The 18,794-nt window shown below is 43.6% G+C and carries 16 protein-coding genes; 12 read left to right on the forward strand and 4 right to left on the reverse strand.

Translation table 11 applies throughout. The features are described from left to right. Positions 1 to 3 precede the first annotated feature (3 nt). On the reverse strand, positions 4 to 1,125 hold the full coding sequence (locus NJD71_RS08995; protein WP_319051630.1) for a Fic family protein: 1,122 nt from the start codon (positions 1,123 to 1,125) through the stop codon (positions 4 to 6). 274 nt (positions 1,126 to 1,399) lie between these two features. On the opposite strand from NJD71_RS08995, the gene NJD71_RS09000 reads away from it, so the two are divergent. Continuing rightward, positions 1,400 to 1,762: a tripartite tricarboxylate transporter permease gene (locus tag NJD71_RS09000; RefSeq protein ID WP_336623810.1), complete on the forward strand. Its 363-nt coding sequence runs from the start codon at positions 1,400 to 1,402 to the stop codon at positions 1,760 to 1,762. A 197-nt stretch (positions 1,763 to 1,959) separates the two neighbouring features. Further along, positions 1,960 to 2,733, forward strand: coding sequence for a sulfite exporter TauE/SafE family protein (locus NJD71_RS09005; RefSeq protein WP_319051631.1), 774 nt, complete (start codon positions 1,960 to 1,962; stop codon positions 2,731 to 2,733). A 123-nt stretch (positions 2,734 to 2,856) separates the two neighbouring features. Here the strand turns inward: NJD71_RS09005 and NJD71_RS09010 are convergent, their stop codons facing one another. The 3 genes from NJD71_RS09010 to NJD71_RS09020 all read right to left on the reverse strand — a co-directional run bounded on the left by NJD71_RS09010 (position 2,857) and on the right by NJD71_RS09020 (position 7,383). Continuing rightward, positions 2,857 to 3,789, reverse strand: coding sequence for a response regulator (locus NJD71_RS09010; RefSeq protein ID WP_319051632.1), 933 nt, complete (start codon positions 3,787 to 3,789; stop codon positions 2,857 to 2,859). A 33-nt stretch (positions 3,790 to 3,822) separates the two neighbouring features. After that, positions 3,823 to 6,180 carry a sensor histidine kinase gene (locus NJD71_RS09015; protein ID WP_319051633.1) on the reverse strand — a complete coding sequence of 786 codons (2,358 nt, stop codon included), beginning with the start codon at positions 6,178 to 6,180 and terminating at the stop codon, positions 3,823 to 3,825. 411 nt (positions 6,181 to 6,591) lie between these two features. Next, positions 6,592 to 7,383 (reverse strand): class II aldolase/adducin family protein, encoded by a 792-nt coding sequence (locus NJD71_RS09020; RefSeq protein WP_319051634.1) that lies wholly within the window; start codon positions 7,381 to 7,383, stop codon positions 6,592 to 6,594. Between the two features lie 85 nt (positions 7,384 to 7,468). Here NJD71_RS09020 and NJD71_RS09025 point away from each other — a divergent pair, with 85 nt between their 5' ends. From NJD71_RS09025 to NJD71_RS09070, 10 genes are all read left to right on the forward strand, one after another. Then, positions 7,469 to 8,158, forward strand: coding sequence for a Crp/Fnr family transcriptional regulator (locus tag NJD71_RS09025; protein ID WP_319051635.1), 690 nt, complete (start codon positions 7,469 to 7,471; stop codon positions 8,156 to 8,158). A gap of 173 nt (positions 8,159 to 8,331) precedes the next feature. Then, complete coding sequence (locus NJD71_RS09030) at positions 8,332 to 10,026, forward strand: phosphoethanolamine transferase (protein ID WP_319051636.1); 1,695 nt, start codon at positions 8,332 to 8,334, stop codon at positions 10,024 to 10,026. Positions 10,027 to 10,133: 107 nt separating this feature from the next. Continuing rightward, positions 10,134 to 10,829 (forward strand): response regulator transcription factor, encoded by a 696-nt coding sequence (locus tag NJD71_RS09035; protein ID WP_319051637.1) that lies wholly within the window; start codon positions 10,134 to 10,136, stop codon positions 10,827 to 10,829. 127 nt (positions 10,830 to 10,956) lie between these two features. Beyond that, positions 10,957 to 12,303: a sensor histidine kinase gene (locus NJD71_RS09040; protein ID WP_319051638.1), complete on the forward strand. Its 1,347-nt coding sequence runs from the start codon at positions 10,957 to 10,959 to the stop codon at positions 12,301 to 12,303. A 222-nt stretch (positions 12,304 to 12,525) separates the two neighbouring features. Continuing rightward, on the forward strand, positions 12,526 to 12,996 hold the full coding sequence (locus tag NJD71_RS09045; RefSeq protein ID WP_319051639.1) for a diacylglycerol kinase: 471 nt from the start codon (positions 12,526 to 12,528) through the stop codon (positions 12,994 to 12,996). A 67-nt stretch (positions 12,997 to 13,063) separates the two neighbouring features. Then, positions 13,064 to 13,870, forward strand: a complete 807-nt coding sequence (locus tag NJD71_RS09050; protein ID WP_319051640.1) for a PAP2 family lipid A phosphatase — start codon at positions 13,064 to 13,066, stop codon at positions 13,868 to 13,870. Between the two features lie 182 nt (positions 13,871 to 14,052). After that, positions 14,053 to 14,667 carry a YceI family protein gene (locus tag NJD71_RS09055; RefSeq protein ID WP_319051641.1) on the forward strand — a complete coding sequence of 205 codons (615 nt, stop codon included), beginning with the start codon at positions 14,053 to 14,055 and terminating at the stop codon, positions 14,665 to 14,667. A 157-nt stretch (positions 14,668 to 14,824) separates the two neighbouring features. After that, positions 14,825 to 16,231: a cytochrome c gene (locus tag NJD71_RS09060; protein WP_319051642.1), complete on the forward strand. Its 1,407-nt coding sequence runs from the start codon at positions 14,825 to 14,827 to the stop codon at positions 16,229 to 16,231. Positions 16,232 to 16,324: 93 nt separating this feature from the next. Then, positions 16,325 to 17,926 carry a flavin monoamine oxidase family protein gene (locus NJD71_RS09065; RefSeq protein WP_319051643.1) on the forward strand — a complete coding sequence of 534 codons (1,602 nt, stop codon included), beginning with the start codon at positions 16,325 to 16,327 and terminating at the stop codon, positions 17,924 to 17,926. 87 nt (positions 17,927 to 18,013) lie between these two features. Continuing rightward, the gene (locus NJD71_RS09070) at positions 18,014 to 18,676 is read left to right on the forward strand and encodes a c-type cytochrome (protein ID WP_319051644.1); all 663 of its coding nucleotides are present in this window, start codon (positions 18,014 to 18,016) and stop codon (positions 18,674 to 18,676) included. The last annotated feature ends 118 nt before the right edge of the window (positions 18,677 to 18,794 follow it).

Below are 18,794 nucleotides of genomic sequence, written 5' to 3' on the forward strand. Positions count from 1 at the left end.
TTATCATAAAACCAACTCATAACTCGTACTGCGCCCTGATGCTACAGATTTTTGCATCATATCCTTCTCTATTAAATCATTAATATCTCTTAGTGCCGTGTCTATAGAACACTTAGTCATGGTCGCCCATTTTTTAGTGGTGAGTTTGCCATAAAAATCAGTCAGCAAAGTATTTAACATTTTCACCTGCCTGTCATTCAAAGCATGCTGTCGATGCGTCTGCCAAAAGCCCGCCTTACTGATAATTTTATCTGTAGTTTCTTGAGCTACAATGAGGGATTGCTCTAGCGTTTGTAAAAACCACATCAACCAATCCGTGATATCTTTATCACCTTTTTGCGTACGCTCTAGTATTTTGTAGTAGTCATTACGCTGTTTAAGGATTTGCGCTGACATACTATAAAAGCGTTGGGCACTGTTATCGCTTTTTGCCAGCATTCGTTCTGTGAGTGCTCGTGTTAGTCGTCCATTTCCATCATCGAATGGATGCAAAGTCACAAACCATAAATGAGCAATACCTGCTTTTATGACCAAATCTATATCTTCTTGCTTATTTGGCGAAGTGTTAAACCATAATAAAAATTTGTCTAGCTCATCTGGCAACCTATCTGCACTGGGTGCAACAAAATGAACCTGCTCACGACCATACCCACCAGACACTACTTGCATTGGTCCTTTACTATCATCACGGATACTGCCTGCTTGAATACGATAAAGCCCACTATATCCATCTGGAAATAATGCTCGATGCCATCCGAGTAAATCATCGAACAATAGCGGCTGTTGATAACGATAGGTAGCACTTAGCATCATCTCTACCACTGCATCGATCTCACGAGTAGTCGTTGGCATACTGGCATTATTTAACCCTAAATGCCGTGCAACTGAGGAACGCACTTGATCGTTATTTAGAGACTCCCCTTCTATCTCAGAGGTTTTGACAATCTCTAAAGTCACAGCATCTAATTGCGCCTCAACATTTAACTCAAACCCTAGCGTTAGCAATTTTCCTAATAAACGACCTTGTAATATCCGCACACGACTGACGAGTGGCAATAGCTTCTTGTCCGACCATTGCCATTCAGTCCAGTTTGGATGTTCATGAATATAAGTAGTATGCTTCATACGTTCCCCAGAGATATGCAGAGATTAGAACAGTAATCTCCTTATATTATGCAGAGATTAAGCAATAGAAACAATATGTAGCCCTTCAAAAACGACAATAGTAGATGCAATAGGAATAGATTCTCAACGAACACACATATTTTTTTGTTCTAAGAAGAGCTTGAGTGGAGGTAAAAACACTATAAAAATACAGTTCCTAAATACGAGTTAAATTTTATTAAACTATAATTTACATCGTGATTATTTGATCGTATAACATTTACAGGCTATTAATATCAATGCGTATAAGATATTGTCAGAATATACGCTTTGGTCGACCTACCTTGACATGGTAGAGGTTGGTGTCTACTCTATCAACAGTACAACGTTTGATATGGTGTTCATGGTAGGACTTGGTATCTTTGGTTATTTCTTACGTAAACTGCACTTCCCTCTATCAGCCCTTATCCTAGGTTATGTACTAGGTGAGCTTATGGAGTCTAACCTACGTCGTGCGCTCTCTATCTCTCAAGGTGAGATGTCTATCCTGTGGAGCAGCCCAATCACCGTATCATTATGGGGTCTGGTCGTTGTCATGATTTTTATGCCAATCATTCGTAAAATGTATCGTAAACGCTTTAAGAAGACTGCTGCATAAGTTTTTGCTAGTTCGTCTCTAAATGTCTCTCCGGCGGTGGTTATACTCAGGTATGGCCACCGTTTTTTTAGAGATACTTTTACCATACTTTCAATAGTTATTAGGGACAAGCCTTTAACACTCCTCACTTTTTTGTCAGCTGTCCAACATTAGCAACACATCACTACTTGATGTCACTCATGAAATAGGATTTTATAGTGCCCCTTGTTTTAGATTTATTGCAAACCATTCCAACGTGGCACTTAGTAGGACTATTCAGTGCTGGTATGATCGCTTTTATTATCTCTACGATATCTGGTGGTGGCGGTGCGATGCTGCTGATACCAGTCACTTCTTCGATGATAGGGACTGCGGTTGCGCCGCCTGTGATCAACGTGGCTACCTTTATGAGTAATGCCTCGCGGCTCTATTTATTTTGGCATGATATTGATTGGTCATTGACCAAATACTATGTGCCAAGTGCTATCGTAGGAGCGTGTTTGGCGGCATTGGTCTTTAGTCGTTTGGATGCAGGCTGGATTCAGTTATTGGTAGGTGCGTTTTTAGTCTCTACTATTTTCCAATACAAGTTCGGTAAAGTAAGTAAAACGTTTGATATGCCAAAAGTAGGTTTTGTACCTGTGGGCTTTTTCATTGCCTTTATGAGCACGTTGGTGGGTGGCCTAGGTCCCATTCTTAACCCTTTTTATATGAACGCAGGTCTAGAAAAAGAGAATCTTATTGCGACCAAAACGGCGAATTCTTTTTTTGTCGGTATTGTACAAGTCGTCAGCTACGCCTTTTTTGGCATACTCACAGTCAAGATCTGTGTGTATGGTATTGTATTAGGACTGGGTGCCGTTATTGGCAACGTCATTGGCAAGCACTTTTTGGCTGGCATCAGTATTAGTCAGTTTAGAATAATGCTGCTGATACTAATGGTGATTAGCGGTCTAATAATGATCATAAGAAACATAAACGTATTGTTTTAATAAGCCTATCACTCGATACCGTAATTATGTCACGCAAATTCTTATAAATACGGGTATTTATTCTTTATTAAAGATAATGCTCAATCATATGCTGACCTGATATAGCATCTTAATCAGAATATCTTACATCATCATGCGCCAGCCTCTAAACTTGGCAAAGAAACCCTTCAATCTTTCAGAAAAATTAAAAGTCTCAGCTTCTGGCACTTCTTCAACATGATGACGAGTTGCTAATATCGGCTGCTGTACCAGTTTTTCGTGATGCTCAAACGCGCGGTCCAGACTGATACTCATGATAGAGAAGTTGGTAGGACGTGGCAGACAGCGATACACCTGACCTTTATTGATGAGATCAATCACCATGTGAGCGTCTTTAAATTCAGTCAACATCAGCACCATCAGATCGGGCTGGATATTTTTTAGGGCGTAGACAATAGGAGTAATATTTTCTTCGTTGAGCGTCGCATCCGTGATGGTGACACCAAACTTCTTTTTTTGTAATAACTTCGCAGCCTGCTCGAGGTTGCTTGCCCAGCTCACTGTATAAGTACTTTTAAACTGATTTTTTATTTCTTGATAAATACTCTCATCATCATCTAATACCAGTATATTCCTTTTGCTACTAGCATTCATAAAACTCTGAGATTCATCACCTTGCTTCATATTTTGGGTAATATCTTGCGTTTGCTGAGCAATCTCTGTGGCTTTATTTACGATCTTTTTGAGCTCATCATTTTGCCAAGGCTTGGTGATATAACGGTAAATCTCTCCGTCATTGACCGAGTCAATCACCGCATTGAGATCCGCATAGCCTGTTAACAAGATACGAATGGTATTGGGTGACGCTTCTTTAACATCACGCAAGACTTCCGTCCCTTGCTTATCAGGCATACGTTGGTCACTGATGACCACTTGTACATCGTGCTCGCTGACATATTTCATAAGCTCAGTGGCATCCGTGGTGGTAAATACATCGTGTGACTGGCGAAAGTGCATCTTTAGACTGCGTAAAATGCGCGGCTCATCATCGATAAAGGCAATTTTTGGTTTTTGCATGATGCTCTCTTTGGGTAAATGGTGAGAAGTATTTCAACCTTCAAACAAGGCTTTGGAGGGTTTATTCTCATAAGTTTTCGACTGTATTGGCAGCACAATAGTAAAAGTTGTGCCCTCGCCGACAATGGAGGTCGCTGCAATACTGCCACCATGCTGCTCCATAATCTGTGTGCTGATCGCCAGCCCCAAACCCGTCCCATCACCTGCTTTTTTGGTCGTGAAAAACGGCTCAAAAATACGGTCTAACGTGTGCTCGTTGATGCCGACCCCATTGTCAGTGACTCGAACCACGACTTGTTGCTGTGCTTCATCGACCGCTGAGATGATGTGCAATTCGCCTTTATGATCAGGCGCTATGGCTTGAGCGGCATTGTTGAATAAATTTAACAGCACTTGGTTGATTTGCGAGGGGTTGCATTGAATCAGCGGCAGTGTCGCTAGGTTGGTCGCAATATCTAAGGTTTTAAGGTTGTTGCGCGCCATGACTAGCGAGGTATTGATACAGTCATTGATATCGACGTCTTTTACTTTTGATTCATCAATTCTAGAAAAATCGCGCAAACTTACCACCAGCTCAGCAATCTGATCCACCCCGTACAAACTGTCTTTGATCAAATCAGCCAAATCTTCACTGACTTCATCTTCTTTGATTTCTTCACAGCACTCTAGGGTTTGAGCCGTCAATTGTGTTACTTGCGCTTGGTCAGCATTGGCGTCTTTTAGCGCCTGCAATAGCTGGTCAGTATGGTTGATCAGTTCATCGAAACGCATCAGGTTATCACCGACCAATTCGATATTACTGCGGACATAGCCCAGTGGCGTATTGACTTCGTGCGCCACCCCAGCCACCATTTGTCCTAAGGTTGCCATTTTTTCGGAGCGCACTAATTGTACTTGCGAGGCTTTTAACTCATCCATCGCTTGCTGTAGATCTTGGGTACGGGCAGCGACTTGTTTTTCGAGATGGACGTTGATTTCAGCAAGCGCGCCTTCGTTCTCAACGACACGATCAATCAGTTGGTTGGTCTGCTCACTGATGATTTGAATTTCGCTCACGCTTGAGTTGGGCAGCTTATGTGCGAGTAGTTGTTGATATTGTTTTTGTTCAATCAAAGCGCCCATCTCAGCCACCAAAAGCGACATACGTTGTAATGGACGAGTAAAATACTTACGAAACACCCATGCCGTTAATAATAAAATAGGGATAAAACCCAGTAGCATGGCCTGAATCAGCTGGTTCGATAGCGCATTTGCAACGCTGAGCAAGTCACTATTGGGTTTTACAATCACCATTTTCCAATAAGTAAATGGCATGCGAAAGACAAAGGCGGTGGCTGGCTGCTGTAAGACAAAATCATTAGGTACAGCGATGGTATCGACCAGATGACTGTCGACTAAATTGAAAGTTTGATCGATATTTAACAAAAGCAACGCTGAGAGCAACTCAGACTCTTGCTCACTTATTTTGCCCAGATTGGTTGTGCTCAAAATACTACGAGCCGCTAACGTAAAACGACCTTTATCTTTGGCAGTGGCATCATCAATGAGCGTATCGTTAATGCGACCCAAACTGTCCGCGATAGGCGCAAAGCTCGGATTGATAGTCGCCAACTGACTGGCGTTCATCATCTCACCTTGCGGATTGTTGGCCGTCGTTTGCGTGACGAGCGACTGCTTAGGAAAGGTCAAAAATCGATTGTCCAAATCAACCAAAAAGACATAGCCGCCTATTTTCTCTTGCCACCTCTTCATGGCGGCATCAAGATTGTCCAATAATAAGTTAAAACTCACCACGCCATCAAACGCTTGATTGCTACTGTTGTACAACGCTTTAGCACAAGTCATCATCGGCTGATTGCTCGTGGGGTCGATGTATGCCCGACTCCAGACACAGTGATCATGATTGGCATACATCGCTGGGATATACCACCAATCTCGATAATAAGCATTGGGCGTTTGGCTCACTTGGTCATAGCGCGTTACTGACTGCATGCTGCCTGAATCATCACGCGCCCATACAAAAGACTGACGCTCTTGACCTTGGGCATACATATTTGGGTCGAACCACACGCCGCCACCGACAATTCGTTGATCCATTTGTTGCATGAGGTTGCCAAAGGTTTCTTGGTAGAGTGCATCTTCTTTAGGTAGACCGCCCGCCATCGTGCTGCTCGCCTTTGCCAGTCCATCGACATGGTTGATACTCACCATGATGCTATTGATGACTTCGTTGCCTGTTTCAACCACGGTCTCTGAAGTCATCTCCATAATGCGCGGCTTACCTTGGGTTTCAATGACCAAGTAGACCATGAGGATAATAAGTGAAAAAGCCAACGCTAAAATAATCAGCATACGGGTAGAGATACTACCAAGCCTGCCAGCAACGCTCATACACACACCTTTTATATACGCACTAACCAGTATCAATGAATCACTTAATGGATAAAGAGATAAGTTATACGCAGCAACTATTTATAGTGGGCTTAAGAATACGGCCGATTTGTGAACATATGATGACAAAGAAGATACTGGTTGATAAAAGTTGGACGACTGAAAAGAGCTTGCAAAAACGGAGAATGAGAGAGGTTGAACGATAAGGATTTTTAGGTATGCATAAAAAAACGCAAAGCCCCGCTTTATGCTTTGCGTTTTTTGAATTCATTTTTTAAAGCATACGAGTTCTAAACGGTAGATAAGCCATCATTATCACCAAAGTGTCTTTTATTTATGCAAAAGTGTCTTTTACTTATGCATATATAATGTCCTTGATGGTAATACTCATCTAAATCCACCCGTATGTCATCACTCCTCAAACGATGGGTCAGTACGGCGTAGCTTTCTTAATAAGGCAGGCCATGCGATATCACCATTCGCCCCTCTGGTTACTTGCTCCGATGCCGCTTGAATACCGGCCAATATCTGTGCGGGTATCGGCGTCAATGCACTGCCACCGCTTTGCGCCTTGATTTGAATCTCGCAGGCGTTTTGTAAAATATACATATATAAGAACGCATTTGCCACGGTATCGGCACACGTCAGCAGACCATGGTTACGTAAAATCATAAAGTGAGCGTCACCTAAATCAGCGACCAAACGAACTTTTTCTTCTGGGTTAAGCGCGACGCCTTCGTAGCCGTGGTACGCTAGATTAGACAAAGGAAATAGCGACTGCTGGGAGATGGGTAATAAGCCTTGCTCTTGTGCCGATACAGCAACACCGTCATTTGTGTGCAAATGAATCACGCAGTGGGCATCGTCACGAGCTTCGTGCACCGCACTATGGATGATAAACCCTGCTGGATTGACATCGAATTCTGATGGCGCTAATTTTTCGCCAGCTTTGTTTACTTTGACTAGGTTAGATGCGGTAATCTCTTCAAATAACATTCCGTACGGATTGATCAAAAACTCGTCTTCTGTCCCTGGAACACGGGCTGAGATATGCGTGAATACCAAATCATCCCAGCCATAAGAGGCAATGATGCGATAGCAGGCTGCAAGATTGACGCGCATCTCCCATTCTTGCTCGCTCATGTTTTGGTGTACACTCGAGGTTGAATGCGTTTGTGTGGTGGTGTCCATAGCTGTTTGCATTGTATAGTCCTTTACAATTGTAGATATCCTGAAACATCACTCTACACTATTTTGTAACCCCAAATCTGTCAAAAACATTACACTTATGAATATCACTCATCATCTAGATAATGACCCTTGGTTTACTCACTTGCCAGCCGAAATCCAGACACAACTGGCACATAGCGCTGTGCTAAAAACGTATCAAAAAAACCAGATGATTCATGCGGTTGGTGATAATGATGATGCGGCCTTACACTTAGTTCTAGGAGGGACGATCAGGGTTTGTAATGTAAGCGCTAGCGGAAACGCCATGACCCTTACCCACCTGTCTAGTGGTGATTGGTTTGGTGAGATATCTATCATCGATGACAACCCTCGTACCCATGATGCGTGGACTACAAACAAGGTTACTTTACTGTCCATCCCTAGAAAAGCAGTGATCCACACCGCTGAGCAGCATCCGATTTTGTACAAGCATCTCGCGCTCATTACCTGCGGGCGGATACGTAGAGCCTTTGAATGGATTGATAATGCGACCTCGCTAAATACATCCGCAAGACTAGCTAGTATGCTCATCGGGCTGATTGGCACTTATGGCAAGCAGGTAGGCGCTGATATAAAAATAGATCTACGCTTGTCGCAAGAGGAGCTTGGCTTCATGCTCGGTACCACCCGACAGACCATCAATAAAATCATTCAATCATGGCAAAAACAGACCATTATCAATATGCACTATGGCTTTATTACCATAAAGAACAAGCCTCAGCTAATGGCTATGATGAACCCCGAATAATTTGAGTATGCTATAGCATCTATCAGTGAACGTCTTAACACACGTCTAAACGAACCATTCAACCTCTCTTCTATTGGCATAAGTATCAGAGATACCACCTTAACACCTTCTTAACAGCCCGTTTGGTACGGTAAGGAATGACGTTTCCTACCATTTTGTTGAGAAGTTCTTGTATGTCAATACCTCAAGCCGTCAAAATAAATACGCCCACAGCTCGTGGAAAAACCCATTTCCTAAGTCAGCCATATCATCGTGAAGTCAATCTCAGTTATCTTCTGATTACCACTGCCTTGTATTTGGTCGCGACTGCTAATACTGGATTTTTCGAGCAGGTGCTAAATGTCTATCCATTTATCAAAAACATAGGTTTTATACTGTCTATTACGGGTGTGCTATTTGGACTGATGTGGCTAGTATTACAGCTGCTTTGCTATCGCCAGATTGCCAAGCCAGTGTTGATAACGCTGCTGATTACTGCCGCCATCTGTGGTTATTTTACTGATGCTTACGGAACGATATTTGACACCAATATGCTAATCAATAGCATGGAGACCGATCAAGCAGAAGCGATGGGATTGTTCACACCCAGTCTGGTGATTCGAGTGCTGATATTGGGGGTGTTGCCAGCGTTTATTATTAGCAAAATTCGCTTAAAGCGCTTTACCTGGCAACTCAGCATTCTACAAAAAACAGTTACGCTGATATTATCTATCGCAGTCATCGCCGCTTGTCTCTTACCCTTTGGTGATCAGTACGCCAGCTTCTTTCGTCAGCATAAAGAAGTGCGCTCTTATGCCAACCCGATTACGCCTATTTACTCAATGTTAAAACTTGGCGAAAACTATATTAAAGAGCTGCGCCGTCCTGATACTTTCACGCTGCATGCGACAGATGCAAGGCGATTAACCCCTGACAACAGCATTGCAAAACCCAAACTGATGGTGTTTGTGGTTGGCGAAACTGCTCGAGCGGATCACTTTGGTTTAAATGGCTATACACGCAATACCACACCCCTGCTCTCAAAGCAGTCAGACCTCTATAGTTTTCAGAATGCTGTCTCTTGTGGAACCTCTACGGCCTACTCCGTACCTTGCATGTTTAGCTATGCAAATCGAACAGACTACGATATCGATACCGCCAAGTATAATGAAAACGTATTAGATACACTAAACAAGCAAGGGGTCAATGTCATTTGGCGGGACAATAACTCTAGCTCAAAAGGCGTGGCCGATCGTGTTACTTTTGAAGACTACAAAACAGCTGATACCAATCCGAAATGTGATGTCGAATGCCGAGATATCGGTATGCTTGATGGGTTTGATAAACTGGTTAAATCAGGTAGCTCACAGAAAGAGATGGCTAAAGACACGCTCATTCTGATGCATCAAATGGGCAATCATGGCCCCGCCTATTATCAGCGCTATCCGAAAGAATTTGAAGCGTATAACCCTGTCTGCATGACCAATGAGCTGTCCAAATGTGATGCTCAGTCTGTGATAAATGGCTATGATAATGCGATTCGTTATACCGATTATTTTTTGAGTAATGTGATTGATACGCTAAAGCCTTATGAGCAAGATTATGATGTAGTAATGGTATATATTAGTGATCATGGGGAGAGTTTGGGTGAAGATAATATCTACCTTCACGGCTTACCCTATAAATTTGCACCAGATGCACAAAAACACGTGCCTACGATAGTTTGGTCGCCCAATAGCAATAGTATCGATACTGAAAGTCTTTCTAGTATGGTCAATCAGCCAGTGTCACACGATTTTATTACGCCGACATTGCTTAGCTTTTTTGGTATTACAACCGATGAAATCAAAGGTGCATCAACCTTTTTTAAACTTGCCCATTCTAATTGAGTGGTTAAAAGTGAGTTAATAAAATTAATTTGTTAGAAATAGCTCGCGGCATTCGTTCTTATATTACTCAGTCCTTTTAGGTAACCACTATTTTTTAGGTCAGCATCATGTACAAGATACTCGTTATTGAAGACAACCCCGATATCGTGGCCAATATTTATGCTTTTTTTGAGCCAAAAGGGTTTGAGTTGGACAACGCACATAATGGCTATAGCGGGCTAACACTTGCCTCAAACAATCGTTATGATGTGATATTGCTAGATGTGATGCTACCAGGTATGGATGGCACGCAGCTGTGCAAAAAACTCAGAGAAGAGTTGCATGACAAAACGCCTGTGCTCATGCTCACGGCTCGCGATACAATCTTGGATAAAGTCGCTGGGTTTGATAGCGGCGCTGACGATTATTTGGTCAAGCCGTTTTCGTTGGTTGAGTTGGAGTGCCGTATCAAAGCACTCATACGTCGCCATGAGGACGATCATTTTGCCCACAGTATTGCCGTCGGAGCGTTATCCTTAAACAATAGTGAGCATACTATTATGCGTGAGGGACAATCACTGAAGCTTACCCCAACTGGCTTTAAAATACTGCATATCCTAATGAGTGCAGCGCCTAGAGTCGTCAGTAAAACTGAGATTGAAGAAAAGGTATGGGGACTAGATGTACCCAGTAGTGATGCACTGCGCACCCATATGCATAGCGTGCGGGCGCAGGTTGATAAGCCATTTGACACACCCATGATAGTCACAGTACCTGGCGTGGGCTACCAAATTGTTGACCCTAATAAATCAGCAAGCGCGTAGTCATCATTATAGTATGAATTGAATAAACCTTATCCAATTTACTAATCGACTGACCGTATCGTATTTATCGCTCTATTACATATAGCCCTGTTATATATCGCCTTCTTCTATTAGGTTGTCTTACGCCATGCTCAATATAGACTCGATAGCCAATAAGTTCAGACTGTCTTACTTCATATTCGCATTATTACTGTGCGCAGCTTTTGTCAGTATTTTCTTGTACGCGGAGAGCCGAATAGAGCAAGATTTGGTCAAGGCTCGCCTATTGCAGCAGCTAGAACTCAGTCAAGAAAAGTACGGTGACCAACCTATTTATGTCGCCGAACCAGGTATCAAGATTTATCGCTATGACAAAGCACCTGCTAGTTTACAAGCGATAGCCAATGACACGGTGCAAGAGACTTCTGTCACTGTTAGTAAAGCCTCTGGAGCAGGTCATGCCAACCTGCATCTTTTCGCCTATACTCAAGATGGTCAAGCTTATATTTTGACTTACTTAGAAAACACAGAAATGGTGATGGAAAATTATCCAGTCTTGGCGATATTTGAGCACCTAGAAGACATATTTGCAGATACGCTAAAAGTAGCCGTGATTTTAAGCTTACTTATCGCTGCTATTTTTTCCCAATTGTCCTCTAAACAAATCATCAAGCCTTTACTAGATCTGAAACGAGCCGTCGAGACTGACCATCACAATTTAAGCGATTTGACACACTTGCCATCTGAGGTTGGTGTCTTGGCACGGGCTATCGATGATAAAAACCACAAGTTAGAACAGTACCTCAAGCGCGAGCAACTGTTTACTGGTGATGTCAGTCATGAGCTGCGTACGCCGTTGACTATTATCATGGGAGCTTCTGAAGTGTTGGCCTCGCAATTAGACGCTGACAGCCACTTAAATGAATTTACCAATCGCATCAGCACTACTGCCAAAGAAACTTCTGAGATTATCACCGCCCTGCTTCTACTATCGCGCGCGCCTGAAAAATTAGACGCACCGCAAACCTCTATCAACAATATCGCTTTAGCGGAAATGCAGCGCCTAAAATACTTACTGCGGTATAAGTCTGTTACTTGTCAGGTAATTGCTGAGCAAGAATACAGCGCTTACGTACGTCCCGAACTACTAAAAATGGCATTGGGCAACCTCATTAAAAATGCGTTTCAATATACCGATAATGGCGAGGTAACCATTACTATCGATGACGAAAAAATCACGGTGACTGATACTGGTCTGGGTATTCCTGAGGCGATGATGCCGCTGCTATATGAACGGTTTGAGCGATTGACTTATGACTATCAAGACGAGGGTACAGGCACAGCCTTGTCACCAGAGCATGATATCAATCACAAGGTTGAAGGCTCAGGTTTGGGACTAAGTATCGTACAACGCATCATGTCTCATATGGGCTGGCAGCTGACCCATCAAGCCAACCCCTCAGGCGGCAGCACTTTTAGTATCTATTACAAGTGACCGCAACCAATGTAATCAATAGTGCTAGAAATCTCATCTAAAAAATACGCTCTTCCCTATTTAATGTTCATTACCACGTATCCCAGCCTCTTTATAGTCTCTTAACACTTTCTTAATCTCTCTCGTCTTATACTTAAGCTATATCGACTTTGCGTGACTGTTTTTTTGGTCGTGCAAAGCCGAGCGCATACCTTGATATTAATAGACCATTAAGAATTCTATATGAATAAAATCACTCCTATTAATCTTGAAGACAAGACAGCCAGTCACAGCTCTATCAAGCAGGCAGCACATCATAGTGCATTCACGCCTGATAACTTTGCAGAGAACGCAAAAGGCAAAACGGGCTTTTATCGCATTATAAAAGCTGCTAGCTATTCAATGGACGGCTTTAGGGCAGCATACAAGTTTGAGGCGGCTTTTAGACAAGTCGTGTGGCTCAACTTTGCCCTGTTTGTGGCTATCGCTTTTATGCCTTTTGCAATGAGCATAAAAATGATGCTAGTCATCGCGTCTTTTTTATCTTTGATTGTTGAGCTGATCAATACCGGTATCGAAGCTTGCGTTGACCACACGTCAACCGCCAAGCATCCACTCGCCAAGATAGCAAAAGATGTCGGCTCCGCTGCGCAATTTTTGTCGTTGTTTCTTTTAACCGTCTTATGGTTAATGGCGCTGTCTATCTTTTTATAGTTGTCTATTTTTTTATAACAACATGCTGGAATCTATCATCACTTAATATACGTTATCAGGTGTATCTATGACTTTAGAAAACCACTCAATAGCTTGGGGCTGGCTAAAATTACTGTGCGTGACCATCATTGCCACATTGGTTGTTGAGCATAGCCAGTTGGACATACGCATCAGTGAGCTTTTTTATAGCCATGGACACTGGCTACTAGAAAAAGGCGCGCAGCCTTATGCGTTTATCTTTTATGATTTGCCCAAAGCCCTATTAATTCTACTGGCGGTCTACCTCATAGTAGTGTTAATCATTAAGTACCGACAACCTTTACCTAACACCGCCTCACAGCATCGCCGTAAATTTGATAGATTTCTGCTTCCGTTACCAATTCGAGAGATCGGCTATCTACTGATTATAATCGCGATTGTACCGGCTAGCATTGCCACGCTCAAAGGCTTTACTCATGTGAGCTGCCCGAATGACTTAGTTATTTTTAACGGTGATCTGCCTTATCTTAACCTATGGCAAAACATCGTAGCAGCTACGCCCGCCAGATGCTTCCCAGCGGCTCACGCCAGCGCAGGGTTTTCTTTATATGGATTGACTTTTTTGCCGACGTTAAAAAAGTATCGCTATCAAATATTTACCACAGTCACGGTCTTAGGATGGATAATGGGGCTGTATAAAATGCTGTTTGGCGATCATTTCTTTAGTCATACTTTGGTCTCTATGCTGCTATCACTGACGATAGCGTGTGCGATTGCCACCCTTTTCTTCAAACACTCAATAGCGAATACAAATAAAAATATCGACAGTCATAGAAACCGCGCTGATATGAAGCTATCTAACACTGATACACCCAATATTCAGAATCAATATTGAGATATGAATGTTTAGATATAACTGAAACCAGCGGTTATATATTGACCAAAATAACACTACTAACCATTTGAAAAACAATGTATAAATAAGAAATGAGAACTGGCTTAGTATTGAGCAAAACCATGGATGGCGCTCGTTAATAAAACGCTTTATATATCGATAGCCCACAAAGGAATGTAGCCATGCACCTTTTATGCATTGGACAAAAAATCCCCCACATCTACGCCTTATTGATTATTCCATTAATGCTTGTCAGCACTATCGGTGACAGTCATGCCGCCAGTTACTCCATCAATCCTACCAATACTCACATACGATTTGCCATTGAACGCTTCCAGACCTCTGCCACTACTGGTGGCTTTTATGATATCAAAGGTCAATTGCAATACGACCCAAGTCGGCAAACAGGCGACATCTCATTAATCATACCGATAGAGTCCCTCAATACAGGCAATCCCTCTTTTAATAGTAGTCTGACGGGAACTGATTTTTTTGATGCAAAAAAATTTCCCTCGGCGCAATTTAAGTCGACGAAGTGGTATTTTGATCAAAATAAGAATAGCCCGCAGGTAACAAGAGTAGATGGCAAGCTGACGCTACATGGCGAGACACATCCTATTAGCCTGAAAGCCACGAATTTTGATTGTTATTTGAGCCCTAGCCTCAAAAAGGATGTCTGCGGTGGCGACTTCACTGCGACGATTGATCGCACAAAATGGAATATAAACAAACTTGTCTGGTTTGGACTGACCAAAAACCTTAACTTAAATATAAAAGTCGAAGCCGCCAGACAATAGTAGTCAGTGTTAACTTTACGACAGTACTTTTTTGCGACAATGTTTTTTGAAATATGAATTTTTATCATTTTGATTTATTTTGCTAGACGCGACTGGCGAATTGCAGGCATATTAGGATGAGGGATTAAGGATGATTTATCAGTATTATAAGGACATTATGAAGCCACTTTCTGCCGTCATGCCAACATTGTCGTTTTCATTGGCAGTAGCATTGGGACTGGGATTTAGCTTAGTGTCTACTGTCGTGATGGCAGACAATGTCAGTTTGCCAATAAACACTTTGCCCAGTCGAATAACCCTACCAAATGTCAGTCCAGCCAATAGTGCGCTTGCCAACCGTGGCGCTTACGTGGCGCGTACCGCTGACTGTATGGCTTGCCATCGTGAAGACTATAGTGGCGGCGTGCCGATTGAGACGCCGATTGGCAATATCTACTCGACCAATATCACACCATCGACGCGCTATGGTATTGGCAATTATACTGAGGCAGATTTTAAAAAAGCCTTGCGAAAAGGTCGCGCGCCCGGTCATCAGATCTATCCTGCTATGCCTTACCCGTCCTATCATGGCCTGACGGATGATGACGTCAGTGCTTTATTCGCTTATTTCCAGACCGTCCCTATCGTAGACAAACCCCCTGAAAAAACCACTCATTTGCCTTTTCCATTAAATATCCGCAGCTTGATGCTGGCATGGAATGTGATCAACGTACCCTCTACCGAAAATCGCTCAGGACTTACGCAAACCCAGCAACGCGGTGAATATCTGGTCAATAATCTAGAGCATTGTGGCACCTGCCATACCCCGCGCAACTTAACCCAAGGCCTTGATAAAGACCGTTATCTATCTGGTGCACCGCTCGGTAAATGGTTTGCCCCAAATATCACCCCTGACAACGACACAGGCATTGGCCTTTGGAGCGAAATGGACATCGTGACTTACCTGCGTACAGGAACGCTTGATAAGCGCGCTTATGCGGGCGGACCAATGGCGGAAGCCGTGGCACATAGTACGCGCTATCTCACTGATGAAGATCTGATCGCGATGGCGTCTTATCTCAAAGTCGTCCCAGCCATTAAGACCGATGACTATTTGATACCTGTCAATGTGTCTCGCCTACCGCAGCCAGTCAGCAACTCCATTACTTATAACTTACTTGAGCAAAAAGACTATCTAGCGCAAGCCAAAACGAATATTGTCAACAGTGCCAACAATAGCGGCAGCAATAATAACTTGGGCAGCAACTCGCCAAAAGACTTATATTTAGCGAATTGCGCCAGCTGTCATGGCGTCGATGGTTACGCTCAGCCCGATGCACGCTATGCATCCATCGTTGGCCTCAGTAGTATTCGCCGCGTAAAACCTAATGCGCTCGTTGGCGTGATTGCTTTTGGGGCGAAAGGTGCATTTAACACGGCACCAAAAATGCCAGGCTTCTCAAAAGATTTAAGCCCTGCACAAATCGCTAGTATCACTAACTATGTACGAGTCACATTTGGTGGTCTACCAAGCAGCGATGTCAGCGCGGCTGATGTCACGCGTGTGATAAAAGAAAAAAGCTAACCCTAAGAATTGGCATTAAAACTAACTATAAAAATGCGCTCTAATCTTCGCCTTTTATCATATGGCAGAGACCCGCACGATAAGGATAATCCTATGAATGACCTGCTTCAATCCCCTACGCGTCGGCAACTGCTCTCAATGATAGGCAAGACCGCAGGCGCGACCGCAATGTATCAAGCGATGACCACGTTGGGGTTTGCCTCCGAGTCGAGCTTTAAAGAAGAAATGAGTCTGAAAGGTGCACCAGCTGGTGCCAGCATTGTGATTTTGGGTGCAGGATTGGGCGGGCTAACTGCGGCCTATGAGCTACGCAAAGCAGGCTACAAAGTGACCGTGCTTGAGTACCAAAATCGTGGCGGCGGACGTAGCTGGACACTCAATAGCGGTGACAAATATACAGAGCTGGGCGGCGCTGAGGTCACTTGCGACTTTAAACAAGGCAATTACTTTAATGGCGGTCCATGGCGATTGCCCATCCATCATTACGCGGTCTTTCATTACTGCAAAAAGTTTGGCGTCGCATTGCAACCCTTTATCCAAACCAATGATCGTGCTTATCTACACCGTACCAATCACTTTAACGGCGCGCCGCAGCGCTTGGGCGAATTACAGAGCGATATTCGTGGTTATGTGTCAGAGTTATTGTCCAAAGCCGTAAATAAAGGCAGTCTCGATAGTACGGTCAATAAAGAGGACAAAGAAAAACTACTCGAAGGTCTAAAGGGCTGGGGCGTCCTAGATAACAATTATCGCTATGTCAAAAGCCATGAAACGGGTAAGCATCGGGGCTATAGTGTGTATCCGGGTGGTGGATTGATGCCAGATGCCAAACCATCAACGCCCATACCGATGGATAAGCTACTAGACTCAGGCATGTGGTCGGACATTTATAGCAACTATACCGTCCATGTGCATCAACCAACGATGTTTCAGCCTGTCGGCGGTATGGGAAAAATTGGTGATGCGTTCACACGTGAGTGCCGAGATATGATTACCTTCAATGCCAAAGTCACCAAAATCAATCAAGACGAGACGGGCGTCACCGTTGACTATGTTGATAGCAATAGCCCTGACGGTGCTACCAAAACGGTGCGCGCGGATTGGTGCATTTGTACGATTCCTTTATCCATATTGACTCAAATTGATATCAATGTCTCCGCTCCAATGAAGAAAGCGATGGCGGCCGTCCCTTATGACAGCTCGTATAAAGTGGGTTTAGAGTTCAAACGGCGGTTCTGGGAAGAGGATGAATGGATCTATGGCGGTATCACCTATACTGATCTGCCGATCACCCAAATCTCTTACCCGTCACAAGATATGTTTAGCACAGGCGCTGGTGTGTTGCTTGGCGCTTACGGATTTGGCGAGACTTCGTACAAATTTAACTCATTAACACCCAAAGAACGTATCAACGCGGCGCTCGCCTATGGCAAACAGATTCATCCGCAGTATACCAAAGAGTTCCGCTCGGGCACTTCGGTTGCATGGCATCGTATTCCTTGGTCGCTTGGCTGTTATGGTATCTGGAGCGAGTCCAGTCGTGAGCAGTATTACGAGACACTCTGCGAGATTGATCACCGCATCGTACTGGCAGGTGAGCACTGTTCGCACATTCCTGCGTGGCAAGAAGGGGCAATATTATCTGGTATGGATGCCGCCAAACGCTTGCATCAAAAAGCTAAAAAACTTGGGTAGCAGTGTCTTTTTAATAAGATTTCGGATAACCAGTCTAGCGTTGAAGCAAGGATGATAACAATGAGACTAGACATATTAGGAATAATCATGAATATGGTGACAGTAAACCCAATCGCATCGTCTGGCTCAGGCAAGGCCGTAATAAAGCTCATAGTTGGCGGGTCGATCGCGTTGCTAACATTGTCAGGCTGTAGTCAGAATAGAACACAAGATGTAGCCACTATCGCCAATCCACAGACGACGCCTGTACTATTTAACAGCAGTTTCGACAATCAGGCCAGTCGCAATCAAGGCGCATGGGGCGGCGTATACATGTCCAAAAGTGAGTTGGCTGAACCCACTAGTAATATCGTCGATGTGCGCTCGATACCAAAAATGAGCGATGATGCCAGCATGCAGCAGTGGCTCGCCAAGTTTGAAGGCAGCACACAAGGCAAAACAGGATTTGCTACAACCAGCGGTAAGAAACTCTATGACGACTCTTGTGCAGGTTGTCATATGCAAAAAGGTGACGGCGCGCAAGGCGCTGGTTACTATCCGCCACTGACCAATAACAGTAAGATGGAATCAAAGTACTATATTATTAGCGTAATCATTAACGGCCTGCGCGGTATGCCATCTTTCCATAGCATGATGAATGATGCGCAAATAGCTGCCGTCACACAATACGTGCATAGCGATCTCAATAACTTCACAGATACGGTCACAACGGATAATGTCGCACAATTACGTCATGACTTTCCACCATGATCGGACCCGAGTGAGTAAGCAATTAAGTAAGGAAAGCTAGCCAGTTATTAAAGTATGCTATTTCGTAGACAACACTCAAAAAAACGCCACTGGATTTGATCCAATAGCGTTTTGTAGA

This window comes from Psychrobacter sp. PP-21 (assembly GCF_033790785.1).
Classification (GTDB): Bacteria; Pseudomonadota; Gammaproteobacteria; order Pseudomonadales; family Moraxellaceae; genus Psychrobacter.